Consider the following 13147-nt stretch of genomic DNA (forward strand, 5'->3'; position numbering starts at 1 on the left):
CCCGCCGCGGATCGAGCGGGCGCAACCGCCCCATGTTGCGGCGGGAGTGGTCAGTCGCCGCACTTGGCGTTACCTTATCCAGTACCCGAACAAAGTCCGGCGCCTGATTCCCCCGCCGCGCGATGGCGCGCTGCCGGGCGCGGCACGGCCGTAGAGAGTTTCCGAAGCTTGCCTTTCCCGACCCTGCCCGCCCCCCTCGCGCGGGCTCTGAGCGACCGCGGCTACGCCGACCCGACGCCGGTCCAGGCCGCCGTGCTGGAGGCCGCCGCCGGCTCCCGCGACCTCCTCGTCTCGGCCCAGACCGGGTCGGGCAAGACCGTGGCCTACGGCCTGGCCATGGCCAGCATGCTGATCGGGGAGGCCGACCATCTGCCGCCCCCGGCGGCACCCCTGGCCCTCGTCATCGCGCCGACCCGGGAGCTCGCCCTCCAGGTCCAGCGCGAGCTGTCCTGGCTCTACGGCCCGGCCGGCGGCCGGGTCGCGGCCTGCGTCGGCGGCATGGATCCGCGCCGGGAGAGCCGGATGCTCGCGGAGGGCACCCACATCGTGGTGGGGACGCCGGGCCGCCTACGCGACCACCTCGAGCGCCGCAACCTCGACCCGACGGCGCTGCGCGCCGTGGTCCTCGACGAGGCGGACGAGATGCTCGATCTCGGCTTTCGCGAGGACATCGAGTTCATCCTCTCGGCGACGCCGCCGGAGCGGGCCACGTACCTGTTCTCCGCGACTCTGCCGAAGGCGATCGAGACGCTGGCCGAGCGCTACCAGCGCGGGGCCCTCCGGCTCGCGATCAAGGGCGAGACCAAGGGCCACGCCGACATCGCCTACCGGGCGGTGCGGATCATGCCGCGGGAGACCGAGCACGTGGTGCTCAACCTGCTGCGCGAGGCCGATGCCAAGACCGCGATCGTCTTCTGCAACACCCGCAATGCCGTCCGGCACCTCCAGGCCAGCCTGACCGAGCGGGGCTTCTCCGTGGTGGCGCTCTCGGGCGAGCTCGGACAGGGTGAGCGCAACGCCGCGCTCCAGGCCCTGCGCGACGGCCGCGCCCGCGTCTGCGTCGCCACCGACGTCGCCGCCCGCGGCATCGACCTGCCGTCGCTCAGCCTCGTCATCCACGCGGATCTCCCGCACGACGCCGAGGTGATGCAGCACCGCAGCGGCCGCACCGGCCGCGCCGGCCGCAAGGGGACCTCGGTTCTGCTGATTCCCAATTCCCGTCGGCGCCGGGCCGAGCAGATGTTCGCCATCGCCAAGGTCAGCCCCGAATGGTCGGGGCCGCCCTCGGCCGACGAGATCCGCCGCCTCGACGGCGAGCGCATGCTCTCCGACCCGCTCTTCGCCGAGCCGCCGGCCGAGGAGGACGTCGCGCTCGCCGAGACGCTGCTTGCAGGCAAGAGCCCGGAGGAGCTCGCCGCGCTCCTGGCCCGCGTGTACCGCACCCGCCTGCCGGCCCCCGAGGAGGTCAGCGACCCGGGCGAGGGCCGCGCGCCCCGCGGCGAGCGGCCGCCCTACGACCCGATGGACCCGGAGCGGATCGCCGCCATGGGCCCGGCGGTCTGGTTCCGGCTGAACCTCGGCCGCCGCGACAACGCCGACCCGCGCCGGCTGCTGCCGATGCTGACCCGTCGGGGCGGCATCGGGCGCCAGGAGATCGGCGCCATCCGCATCTTCGACCGCGAGACCAAGTTCGAGGTCCGGGGCAACGCGGCGGCGCGCTTCGCCGAATCCTTCGCCCGCAACGGCTCGCCGGAGATCCAGGTCGAGGCGCTCGCGGGCGATGGGGCGCCGGCCGAGCGCAGGGGGCCGCCTGCCGGGCCGAAGGGGTTCGCGAGCCCGCGCGCCGGCAAGCACCAGCGCAAGGCCGAGCGCACCGGGCCGAAGGGCGACAAGGCCGGGCGCCAGACGGGCCGGGCCTGAGCGCCGGCCCCGATAACCGTTCGGCCCCGTTATCGGGGCCGGCGCGGCGGATCAGAAGACGTTCTTGACGGCGTCGCCGAGGGCGTCGACGCTCTCCTTGAGCTTCCGCCCAGCTGGCGCCAGGGACGGGAGCTTGATGCCGAGCACCTCGGTGTCCTCCGCCTCGGCGGGCTCCGCCTGGGCAAGGGTCGCGGCGGCGCCGCCCTTCGCCTTTTCGGCACTCCGCGTCGGGGCGGGGGCCTGGCGGGTCGCCGCCTTGGTCGCAGGCTTGGGCGCAGGCTTCTCGGCGCGCTCGGTCTTCTCGGATTTCCCGGAGCGCTCCGTCCTCTCGGCCCGCTCCTTCTTTTCGGGACGCTCGGCCTTCTCCGCGCGCTCCGTGGTCTCCGCCACCGGCTTCGGCGCGGCCGGCTCGACGAGCTCGCGGGCCCGGACCGTCTCGGAGGGGCGGGGCGTCTGGAGCGCGGCCGTGCGGACCGGCGCCATCGGCGCGACTTCCCGCGCGGCCGCGACCGGCGTCACGGGCGTCGGAACCGGGATGCGCTGAGTCGGCGCGATCNCGGGCTGCGCGGCCGTCGGCCGCGGGGCGGCGGGCGGGGTCGGGGCGGGCGTGATCGCCGCGAAGGCTTCCGGCAGCGACACCATCCTGAGCGCCGGCGTCTCCGGCTTGGCGGGCTTCGCCGGCGCGGCCGCCGCCTGGACCGAGCCCTTGATGGCGGGCAACCCGTCCTTCAGTTCCGGCCAGTCCGCGGCCTGCCGGGACGTGACGATCTTGACGGGCGTCGGCGCCGCGAGTCCGGCCATCACCGTCGAGGCGGCGACGCCGAAGCCGACCAGCGCGCTCGCGCCGGCCACGCTGAACAGCACGACCCTGAGATTCAGCGACGGCCCGGGCTTGGCCGACAGCGTCCGGTCAGGCCGGGTCTCGGACGGGTCGAGGTTGAGATCGATCATAGGCCGGGGTCTCTGACACGATACACGCCGCGCGCGACCGGGCTCCCCTTCACCGGCCGCCACACTCCGAGGATTCGAAGGTGGTTCGACTCTGGAGGCGATAGAGGAGCTGCAATACGGCGCAATGATGTCGGTCCGAATTGCCTGCCCAGCCAGTCCTGGCGCGGCTATCCACAAGATTACGCCGTGCCGCTTAAGAATCGGTGTTCGCGCCGGCCGCGCCGGTATGCGCGAGGTCGCCCGAGCGTGCGCAGGATCGCCCGCCCGCGGCACGCCCGTGGCGGTCGCCATGGACTTCGCCCGCGGGGTCGCTATGCGTCACCGCGTGGACACCAGCCCGAACCTGATCCCGCGTTCCGAGACGACCGCCCCGCCGGACGCGCCCCGGCTCCGCCGCTGGCCCTGGTCGGCGTGGTCCACCCGCGCGCGGCTCGTCGCGGTGGTCCTGCTGATCGACGCCTTCGCGGCCGTGATCTCCTGCGCGGTCATCGTCCTGAACGCTCGGTCGGCCGTGCGCGTCGAGACCCGCGCGTCGCTCGCCACCGTCGAGTCGCTGGTGGCCGACACGATCCGCCTGTCCGACACGGCCGCGCCCGACACGCTGCTCCAGACCCTCGACCTGCGCTTCAAGGTCCTCCGGCACGTCCGCGTCGCGGTGCTTGACGCGGACGGGGATCAGGTCGGCCGGCCGCTGCCGCCGCAGCGCGCCGACCGGGAGGCGCCGCACTGGTTCGCCGACCTGATCATGCCGCCGATCGAGCGCCATGCTCTGCCGATCGTCGTAAACGGGCAGCGTCTCGGGACCGCGCAGATCACCACGCAGCCGATGGACGAGATCGACGAGATCTGGGGCTATGCCCGGGCGCTCTCGCTCACCACCCTGGCGATCAACGCCGCGATGCTGATCGCCCTCTTCATCGCGCTGGGCCGGATCCTCGCGCCGCTGCGGCGGCTCGGCGCCGGCCTGACCCAGCTGGAGCACCACGACTACACCGCCCGCCTGGAGCCGCCGGGCGCCCGGGAACTGGCGGTGATCGCCGAGCGGTTCAACAAAGTCGCCGAGGCCTTGGGCGAGGTTCGGGCTGCCAACGGCCGCCTCAACCGCCAACTCCTGACCGCACAGGACGACGAGCGCCGCCGGACGGCCTTGGAGCTGCACGACGAGTTCGGCCCGTGCCTGTTCGCCCTGGAGGCCAACGCCGCCTCGATCGGCCGCATCGCCTCCGGCACGGCCGAGCCGAGCCGCGAGAAGCTCGCCGCCCGGGCCGCCGAGATCAGCGCGATCGTCGGGCAGGTCCAGACCGTCAACCGGGAGCTGCTGAACCGCCTGCGGCCGCACGGCCTCGGCCAGGCGCCCCTGGCAACCTGCCTCGACCTGCTCCTGCGCGGCTTCGCCCAGCGCCATCCCGGGATCACCTTCGCGGGCCGCTTCGACGGCCTGGCCCGGGGCTACGGCGACCTCGTGGACCTCACGGTGTTCCGCTGCGTGCAGGAGAGCGCCACCAACGCCGTGCGGCACGGCGCCGCGACCCGGGTGGAGGCCGAGGCGGCCGAGACCGTCGGCCGGATCGATCTCACCATCCGCGACAACGGTACCGGAATCCCGCCGGAGCACGGCACCGGGCTCGGTCTGTCGGGGATGCGCGAGCGCGTGGAGGCCCTCGACGGCACCTTCGCCCTTGACAATGCCGGCCCCGGGGCGATCGTCCGGATCACGATCCCCGTTCCGCCCGACCGGGGCGACGAGAACAACGCCGCGCCGAGCGCATGAACGCCATCGCCTCCCAGATCGACGCCGCCGCCACGCGCCTGCCGGTTCTCGTCATCGATGATCACCCCATCGTCCTGCAGGGCTGTCGACGGGTGCTGGAGGATTCCGGCGTCGAGACCATCGCGGAGGCGACGACGGTCGTCGGCGGCTACCGGATCTTCCACCGGCTCCGCCCGCCGGTCGTGATCTGCGACCTGACCTTCCAGGGCAGCGGCATGGCCGGGCTCGGCCTGATCCGGCGCATCCGGGCGGTCGCGCCCGAGACGCGCATCCTGGTCTTCAGCATGCACAACGACCCGGTCATCGTCGCCCGCGCCCTCGAGGCGGGGGCCCTCGGCTACGTCCTCAAGGACCACGCGTCGGCCGAGCTGTTCGAGGCCTTCGCCAAGGTCCGCGTCGGCGAGGTCTATCTCGACCGGCGGCTCGCCACCGAGGTGGCGATGCTGCGCGCTGACGCCCGCCGAGCGCCGGAATCGCAGCTGACCCCCCGCGAGCAGCAGATCCTGGCGCGCCTCGCGCAGGGCCGCTCCTACGGGGCCATCGCGGCCGACCTGTCGGTCAGCTACAAGACCGTGACGAACGCCTGCTCGCAGATGCGCCAGAAGCTCGGCGTGCGCACCCTCGCCGAGCTGATCCACGTCGCCGTCACCCACGCGCAGCGGCAGGGCTAGGCCGTGGCATCCCCCGGACCTGACGACGCCTTCTCCCGGGAGGCCTGGGCGCGCAACGCCGCCGCCTACGAGACCATCCGGTCGATGCCGTTCAACGCCGAGCTCGCCGCCGGCACGCTGCCGCAGGACCGGTTCCGGCACTACATCGTGCAGGACGCGCACTACCTGATCGGCTTCGGCCGGGCGCTGAGCCTCGCCGCCGCGAAGGCGCCGGATCCGGACACGATCGTGCAGTTCTCCGCCGCCGCGCAGGAGGCGATCGTCGTCGAGCGCGCCCTCCACGGCGGCTTCTTCCGCGACTACGGCATCGGGCCGGACACCTTCGCGGCCACGGCCCTGACGCCGGCCTGCGACCACTACGTCAGTTACCTCACGGCCATCGCCTACGCCGAGCCCTACGCGGTCCTCTGTGCGGCCCTGCTGCCCTGCTTCTGGATCTACAAGGCGGTCGGCGACGACATCTTCGCCCGCGCGGCGCCCGATAATCCGTACCGCGCCTGGATCGACACCTACGCGGGCGACGATTTCGCCGCGGCGGTCGCCGCCATGATCGCCGCCACCGACCGGGCGGCGCGGGACGCCTCGGAGGCCGAGCGCGCGCGGATGCACCGGGCCTTCACCCAGGCTACCCGGCTCGAGTGGCAGTTCTGGGACAGCGCCTATCGCGACGCGGCCTGGGCGCTGTGATCCACCCGGCGCGCCCGTGACCGCGCCCGCGCCTTCACCCGGGACCGCGCCGGAGGTCCGCCGCCGCGATCTCGCCGCCGCCGCGCTCGCCGCAGCGCTGNGCGCTCGCCGCAGCGCTGGTCGCGCCGCTCCGTCCGGCCGTGGCCGCCACCGCCGGCGCGCCGGCACCGGTCCCTCCGGAACGCCCCGTCCGGATCGCCATGCTGGTCTATCCGGGCCTGACCGCGCTCGATCTCGTGGGGCCGCAGACCTTCCTCGCCGGTCTCGCGCCCGGCAGCCTCCACCTTGTCGGCGCGGAGGCCGGGCCGGTGACGAGCGACACCGGCCTGGTCCTGGTGGCGACACACGGCTTCGCGACCTGCCCGACGGATCTCGACGTCCTGTTCGTACCCGGGGGCGACGGCACGCCCGCCCAGATGGGTAACCCGGCGCTGCTGGCCTTCCTGCGCGACCGCGCTGCCCGGGCCGGCTGGATCGCCAGCGTCTGCACCGGCTCGCTGATCCTCGGGGCGGCGGGCCTCCTGCGGGGCTACCGTGCGACGTCGCACTGGAGCGTGCGCGACGCGGTGCTGCCGCTTCTCGGCGCCCGGCCGGTGGCGGAGCGCGTCGTCTTCGACCGCAACCGCGCCACCGCCGCCGGGGTCTCGGCGGGGCTCGATTTCGGGCTGGCGCTCGCGGCGCGTCTGCGCGGGGATGCCTACGCCCGCACCGCGCAGCTCGTCGCCGAGTACGCCCCCGCGCCGCCCTTCCGGGCCGGTACACCCGCCGGGGCCGGGCCGGTGACGGTCCGGGCGGCCGAGGCGATCCTCGCGCCGCTGGTGACGGGGGCGGAGGCAGCAGCGCGCCGTTGAGCGCCGCGCCGGCGATGCAACCGGGCCACGGTCCGGCGCGACGTGTGGCGGCGTGCTTGACGGCGCGCCGCCGGGGCCCGAACTGTTGCGGTGCACGATCCCCCGGAGCCGCCATGTCCCTGATCGCACGCCTGCGCGCCTACGCCGCTGAGGCTCTCGGCGTCGGCACGCAGGAGGCCGTGGACGAGACGCATCTCGCGGCCACCGCGCTCCTCGTCCACGTCGCGCGCGTCGACGGCATCCTGGCGCCGGCCGAGAGCGAGCGCCTCTCGCGCCTCGTGCAGGGACACTACGCCGACGGCCCTGACGCGGCGCGGGCGCTGATCGAGCGCGCCGCCGCCATGGATTCGGAGGTGCGCGACGTGGCGAGCCTCGTCGAGATGATCCCGCATGAGGCCGACCGGTCCGAGCGCGAGGAACTGCTGACCATGGCGTGGTCGGTCGCCGCCGCGGACGGCCACGTCGACGAGTTCGAGGAAGCCCTCGTCGAACGCCTCGGCCGCCTGCTCGGCTTCGACGAGGCCGCCATCGCGGCGGCCCGGCGCAGCGGACAGCAGGGCGTCGCGGCCGCGTAGCCTCGGCCGCCCGCGATGATCGCCAGTCTGGCCTTGATCCTGCTCGCCCAGCTCATGGGCGAAGCCCTCGCGCGCGGGGCGGGCGTTCCGATCCCAGGCCCTGTGATCGGCATGGGCCTGATGTTCGCGTTCCTGTTGCTGCGCGACAACGCCCGCCTCGGCCTGCCGCGCGTGCTGCCGAAGCCGCTGACCGACGGGACGCTCGAGACGACCGCGCGCGGGCTGCTGATGAACCTGTCGCTCCTGTTCGTCCCCGCGGGCGTCGGCGTCGTCGGCCGTCTCGACCTGCTGCGGGCGCAGGGCGCCAAGCTGGCCCTGGTGCTGGTCGTCTCGACCGCCCTGTCGCTGCTGGTCACCGTCCTGGTGTTCCGCGCCGTCGCCGCGCTGGTCGAGCGGCGCGGGACCGACGGGGAGCCCTGACGAGTGGGCGGCGACTTCTCGCTCTGGGTCTACCTCGCCAAGACGCCGCTCCTGTGGCTGACGGTGACGCTGACCGCCTACGTCCTGGCGGACCGGGTCGCCGCCGCGACCGGCCGGCACCCGATCGCCAACCCCGTCCTCATCACGGTCGTCCTGGTCGGGGCGGTCCTTGCCATCACCGGCACGCCCTATGGGGCCTATTTCGAGGGCGCGCAGTTCGTCCACTTCCTGCTCGGGCCCGCCACCGTGGTGCTGGCGATGCCGCTCTACGAGCGGCGGGCGACCGTCCAGCGCGCCCTCGCGCCGATGCTCGCGGCCCTCGCCGCCGGCTCGGCCACCACCCTGGCCGTGGTGATCGGCCTCGCGCGGCTCCTCGACATCCCGCAGCCGATCCTCGTGTCGCTGGCGCCGAAATCCGTCACCTCGGGCGTGGCCATGGGCATCGCCGAGGCGCTCGGCGGCGACCCGACGCTCACGGCCATCCTGGTGATCCTCACCGGCATCATCGGGGCGATCCTCGTGACGCCGATGATGAACCTCCTGCGGATCCGCGACATGCGCGCCCGCGGCTTCGCGGCCGGGCTCGCGGCCCACGGCATCGGGACGGCCCGCGCCTTCCAGGTCAGCGAGGTTGCCGGCACCTTCGCGGGCATCGCCATGGGGCTCAACGCCTTCCTGACGGCGATCCTCGCGCCCCTGGCGCTGCACCTGCTGTTCTGAGGCCTCAGGCGTCCAGCCGGTCGGCCACGGCCTCGGCGAGTGACAGGCTGGAGGTCAGGCCCGGGCTCTCGATCCCGAACAGGTGCACGATCCCCTGGAGACCGTGCTCGGCTGGCCCGTCGATCCGGAAATCGGCCGCCGCCTCGCCCGGCCCGGTCAGCTTCGGCCGCAGGCCCGCGTAGTCCGGGTACAGCGCCCCGTCGGGCAGGCCGGGCCAGTAGCGCCGGATCGCGCCGTAGAAGGCCTCGGCGCGCCCGGGATCGACCCGGTAGTCGAACCCGTCGACCCACTCCACGTCGGGCCCGAAGCGGGTGCGGCCGGCGAGGTCGATGGTGAGGTGGATGCCGAGGCCGCCGTCGATCCGCGGCGCCGGGTAGATCAGCCGCGAGAAGGCCGGCTTGCCGGTGCAGCCGAAGTAGTTGCCGCGGGCGAGGCGCAGCGTCGGGACGCGCTCGGCCGGGTAGCCCTCCGTGCGGGCGGCCAGGGCCGGCGCGCCGAAACTCGCGGCGTTGACCACCGCGTCGAAGGCCATCGTGCCGGGCTCGGCGCCTCCGAACGCGGCCTGCCACTGGCCGGCCCGCCGCGTCAGGTCCTCGACCGGGGTGCGCAGGGCGAGCGCGCCGCCGCGATCCTCGATCTCGCCGAGCAGGGCGAGCATCAGCGCGTGGCTGTCCACGACGCCGGTGCGCGGCGAGTGCAGCGCCACGGTGCAGGCGAGATGCGGCTCCAGGCGCCGCGCGGCGTTCCCGTCGAGGAGTTCGAGGCCGGGGACGCCGTTGGCCTCGCCCTGGCGGCGGATCGCCGCGATCTTCTCGGCTTCCGCGTCGTCGGACGCGACGATCAGCTTGCCGCACGCGCGATGCGGGACGCCATGACTCGCGCAAAAGTTGTATAATCGGCGGGCGCCCTCGACGCAGTGATGCGCGCGCTCTGATCCACTCGGGTAGTACATGCCGGCGTGGATCACTTCCGAGCTGCGGGACGAGACACCCGTTCCGAAGGCGTCCTCGGCTTCCGCCACGATGACGGCGTGCCCGCGCAGCGCGAGCGCCCGCCCGACGGCGAGCCCAACGACGCCGGCTCCGACGACCAGGGCCTCCATGTGTTCGCGTTCTCCTTCGCGCCCGGATGGGCAGGTGAGTCCTCAATACCGCACTGGAGCCGGAACAACGACGCGTCCGTTGATTCGTCGTTGACCCTAAATCTCAATCCTAAGTAGAAATATCGGCGCGATAAATGCGCGGCTCGGTTGTAGCGACGGCGGACTGGCGCATAATGAGGCCATCCGCCGCCTCCGGCCGAGGCCGAGAACGTCTCAGGGACATGTACCGGCCGTCGGCGGCGAAGAGCCCGACGGAAACCGACGAGAGCCACATCCGAAACACGTAGAATCGAGGTGACGACCATGCAGATGACATCGCCGAGCGTCGAACTCGCCGCAAAGATCCTGAGCGCCTACGTCACGCGCAACAGTGTTCCGGCGGGAACGCTGCCCGACCTGCTCTCCGAGGTACACCGCTCGATCACCGCCCTGGACCAGCCGGCGGAGCCGCAGGTCCGGCGGCCGACCGAGGCGCAGATCCGGGCCTCGATCCGGCCCGACACGCTGATCAGCTTCGAGGACGGCAAGCCCTACAAGGCCCTGCGCCGGCACCTCACGATGCGCGGCCTCACGCCCGAGGCCTACAAGGCCAAATGGGGCCTGCCCGTCGATTACCCGCTGGTCTCGGCGGTCTACAGCGCGCGCCGCTCGACGATCTCGCGGCAGATCGGCCAAGGGCAGCGCCTGCGGATGCAGCAGGCCGCGGAGTAACGGGACAGCGGTCGCCGGCGCGCGCGGCCGGCGACCCATCCTCACGGCCAGCCCGGATCCCTCGCCTCGGCGGCGGCGGTCGCCACTTCCTGGATGAGCAGGGCCACGAGCCCCGACCACCCGGTCTGGTGCGACGCGCCGACCCCGCGGCCGCTGTCCCCGTGATAGTACTCGTAGAACAGGACGTGGTCGCGGAAATGCGGATCGTCCTGCTCGATCCGGCTGTCGCCGTAGACCGGCCTGCGCCCGTCCGGCCCCCGGGTCGAGAGGCTGATCAGGCGCTGTGACAGGTGTGCCGCGATCTCGCGGAGCGCGTAGGTCCGGCCCGATCCGGTCGGCGCCTCGACCCGGAAATCCGGGCCGTAATAGTCGTGGAAGCGGTTCAGCCCTGCGATGAGCAGGTAGTTGACCGGCATCCAGACCGGTCCCCGCCAGTTCGAGTTGCCGCCGAACAGCCGCGAGCGCGACTCGGCCGGCTCGTAGGCGAGCCCCAGGTCACGCCCGTCCCACGCGAAGCAGAACGGCCGGTCCGCGTAGACGCGGGACACGGCGCGCAGCCCGTAATCCGACAGGAACTCGTTCGGGTCGAGGGCGCGGTGGAGCAGGGCCTTCAGCCGGTGCCCGCGCAGCAGCGACAGCAGCGCCGTCTGGCCCTCGCCGGGCTCGTTCCAGCGCGAGACCAGGGTCGCGAGGTCCGGGCGGTTCTTGAGGAAGAACACCATCCGGCGGCGCAGGGAGGGCAGCCGCGCGAGGTCGCACTCGTTGATCACCGCCACCGCGAAGATCGGGATCAGGCCGACCATGGTCCGGGCGCGGATCGGGAGGCGCTGCCCGTCGCGGGTCTCGATCACGTCGTAGAAGAAGCCGTCCGGCTCGTCCCACACGCCCGCGCCGGTGGCGCCGGCGATGAGGAGGAAGTGCTCGAAGAACTTCTCCGCCATGTCCTCGAAGGTCGGGTCGTCGAGCGCCAATTCGATGGCGATCCGCATCAGGTTCAGCGCGTAGGTCGCCATCCAGGCGGTCGCGTCGGACTGGGTCAGCGTGGCGCCGTCGCCCACCGGCTTCGACCGGTCGAAGATGCCGATGTTGTCGAGGCCCAGGAAGCCGCCCTGGAACAGGTTGCGGTCGTCGGAATCCTTGCGGTTCACCCACCACGTGAAATTGAGGGTCAGCTTGTTGAAGATCCGCTTGAGGTAGGCGTGATCCGGCTTGCCGGTGAGCGCCCGGTCCAGCTCGAACACCCGCCAGGCGGCCAGCGCGTGGACCGGGGGATTGGCGTCCCCGAAGCCCCATTCGTAGGCCGGCAGCGCGGCGTTCGGGTGGGTGTAGGCCTCGTCGACCAGGAGCAGGAGCTGGTTCTTGGCGAAGTCGGGATCGATGAGCCCGAACACGATCGCCTGGAGAGCGAGATCCCAGGAGGCGAACCAGGGGTACTCCCAGGCATCCGGCATCGAGATGATATCGTTGGCGCGCAGGTGCGCCCAGTCGCTGTTGCGGCCGTGCCGCCGCTCCGGCGCCGGCGCGGGCTGCGCCGGGTCGCCGGCGAGCCACTCGCGCACGTCGTAATGGTAGAGCTGCTTCGACCAGAGCATGCCGGCGAGCGCCTGGCGCTGCACGCGCCGCATCTCGGGGTCGGCGATCGGCGCCTGGAGCGCCCCGTAGAAGTCGTCGGCCTCCGCCGCGCGGGCGGCGAAGACCGCGTCGAAATCCGCGAAGGGCGCGCCCGGCGCGGTCTCGGCGCGCAGGCGCAGGCGCAGGCTCCGCGTCTCGCCCGGGCCGAGACGGAGATCGTAGCGGGCGGCGCACTTGGTGCCCGACAGGGCGTTGACGGCGGCCGGGTCGCCGCCCACGACGCGGCGGTCGATGCCGTCCTTGTAGAAGCCCCCTTCCGGGCCGCTGCCGAACAGCCGGTGCGTGTTGGTCTCGTTCTCGGTGAACAGCAGCTCGCCCGCGCCCTCGGCGAAGAAGCGGAAGGTCGGCATCTCGGGATGGCGCGCCCAGACCGAGCCCTCCGAGCCGGCCACCAGTTCCGGCTTCGGCGTGCCCTGCTTCCACGACCACGTGTTGCGCGCCCAGAGCTGCGGCAGCAGCGTCAGGTCGGCGGCGTCCGGGCCGCGATTGGTCGCGGTGACCCGCATCAGGATGTCGTCGGGCGCGGCCTTGGCGTAGGCGATCTCGACGTCGAAGTAGCGCCCCGCGTCGAGCAGACCGGTGTCGAGGAGCTCGAATTCCGGGTCGTCGAGGCCGCGCCGCGCGTTCTCCTCGACCAGGCGCGCGTACGGGAAGGCGGCCTGCGGGTACTTGTACAGCATCCGCATGTAGGCGTGGGTCGGGATCCCGTCGAGGTAATAGTAGAGTTCCTTGACGTCCTCGCCGTGGTTGCCCTCCTGGTTGGTCAGGCCGAACAGCCGCTCCTTCAGGATCGCGTCCCGCCCGTTCCACAGGGCGAGCGACAGGCACCAGTTCAGGTGGCGGTCGCCGAAGCCGCCGATCCCGTCCTCGCCCCAGCGATAGGCCCGGGACCGGGCATGGTCGTGGGGCAGGTAATCCCAGGCGTCGCCCTTCGGGCTGTAATCCTCCCGCACCGTGCCCCATTGCCGGTCGCTGAGATACGGCCCCCAGCGGCGCCACGCCGGATCGGAGCGGGCCGCCACGAGCCGGCGGCCCTCGGCGGTCTCGAAGAGGTGCGGCGGCACGCCGTCGGGCTCGGTCATACGCGCGCTGCTCCTGCCCCCGCGGATCCGTACCGGATAGAGCCGCGCCGCCAG

Annotated in this window: 12 protein-coding genes; 9 read left to right on the forward strand and 3 right to left on the reverse strand. The window is 72.9% G+C overall.

The window, feature by feature from the left end:
* Positions 1-168 precede the first annotated feature (168 nt).
* Positions 169-1920 carry a DEAD/DEAH box helicase gene (locus MMR14E_RS21420; RefSeq protein ID WP_331317073.1) on the forward strand — a complete coding sequence of 584 codons (1752 nt, stop codon included), beginning with the start codon at positions 169-171 and terminating at the stop codon, positions 1918-1920.
* A 51-nt stretch (positions 1921-1971) separates the two neighbouring features.
* Here MMR14E_RS21420 and MMR14E_RS21425 read toward each other — a convergent pair whose 3' ends face one another.
* Entirely contained in the window at positions 1972-2871 is a 900-nt protein-coding gene (locus MMR14E_RS21425) for a hypothetical protein (RefSeq protein ID WP_331317074.1), read from the reverse strand.
* Positions 2872-3160: 289 nt separating this feature from the next.
* On the opposite strand from MMR14E_RS21425, the gene MMR14E_RS21430 reads away from it, so the two are divergent.
* The 7 genes from MMR14E_RS21430 to MMR14E_RS21460 all read left to right on the forward strand — a co-directional run bounded on the left by MMR14E_RS21430 (position 3161) and on the right by MMR14E_RS21460 (position 8566).
* Positions 3161-4642 carry an ATP-binding protein gene (locus MMR14E_RS21430; RefSeq protein WP_331317075.1) on the forward strand — a complete coding sequence of 494 codons (1482 nt, stop codon included), beginning with the start codon at positions 3161-3163 and terminating at the stop codon, positions 4640-4642.
* Positions 4639-5313: a response regulator gene (locus MMR14E_RS21435; protein WP_012320334.1), complete on the forward strand. Its 675-nt coding sequence runs from the start codon at positions 4639-4641 to the stop codon at positions 5311-5313. Before MMR14E_RS21430 ends, MMR14E_RS21435 begins: the two co-directional genes overlap by 4 nt.
* Before the next feature lie 3 nt (positions 5314-5316).
* Positions 5317-6000, forward strand: coding sequence for a thiaminase II (gene tenA, locus MMR14E_RS21440; RefSeq protein WP_331317077.1), 684 nt, complete (start codon positions 5317-5319; stop codon positions 5998-6000).
* A 200-nt stretch (positions 6001-6200) separates the two neighbouring features.
* Positions 6201-6851: a DJ-1/PfpI family protein gene (locus MMR14E_RS21445; RefSeq protein ID WP_331317079.1), complete on the forward strand. Its 651-nt coding sequence runs from the start codon at positions 6201-6203 to the stop codon at positions 6849-6851.
* Positions 6852-6964: 113 nt separating this feature from the next.
* Positions 6965-7426, forward strand: coding sequence for a TerB family tellurite resistance protein (locus MMR14E_RS21450; RefSeq protein WP_331317080.1), 462 nt, complete (start codon positions 6965-6967; stop codon positions 7424-7426).
* A 15-nt stretch (positions 7427-7441) separates the two neighbouring features.
* Positions 7442-7846, forward strand: a complete 405-nt coding sequence (locus tag MMR14E_RS21455) for a CidA/LrgA family protein (RefSeq protein WP_331317082.1) — start codon at positions 7442-7444, stop codon at positions 7844-7846.
* Between the two features lie 3 nt (positions 7847-7849).
* Positions 7850-8566 (forward strand): LrgB family protein, encoded by a 717-nt coding sequence (locus tag MMR14E_RS21460; RefSeq protein WP_331317083.1) that lies wholly within the window; start codon positions 7850-7852, stop codon positions 8564-8566.
* A 4-nt stretch (positions 8567-8570) separates the two neighbouring features.
* Here the strand turns inward: MMR14E_RS21460 and MMR14E_RS21465 are convergent, their stop codons facing one another.
* Positions 8571-9668 (reverse strand): NAD(P)/FAD-dependent oxidoreductase, encoded by a 1098-nt coding sequence (locus MMR14E_RS21465; protein ID WP_331317084.1) that lies wholly within the window; start codon positions 9666-9668, stop codon positions 8571-8573.
* A gap of 303 nt (positions 9669-9971) precedes the next feature.
* Here MMR14E_RS21465 and MMR14E_RS21470 point away from each other — a divergent pair, with 303 nt between their 5' ends.
* Positions 9972-10379 (forward strand): MucR family transcriptional regulator, encoded by a 408-nt coding sequence (locus MMR14E_RS21470; RefSeq protein ID WP_273559390.1) that lies wholly within the window; start codon positions 9972-9974, stop codon positions 10377-10379.
* Between the two features lie 41 nt (positions 10380-10420).
* Here MMR14E_RS21470 and MMR14E_RS21475 read toward each other — a convergent pair whose 3' ends face one another.
* Positions 10421-13093 (reverse strand): MGH1-like glycoside hydrolase domain-containing protein, encoded by a 2673-nt coding sequence (locus tag MMR14E_RS21475; protein WP_331317087.1) that lies wholly within the window; start codon positions 13091-13093, stop codon positions 10421-10423.
* Between the last annotated feature and the right edge of the window lie 54 nt (positions 13094-13147).

This window comes from Methylobacterium mesophilicum, from assembly GCF_036441335.1.
Classification (GTDB): Bacteria; Pseudomonadota; Alphaproteobacteria; order Rhizobiales; family Beijerinckiaceae; genus Methylobacterium; species Methylobacterium mesophilicum_B.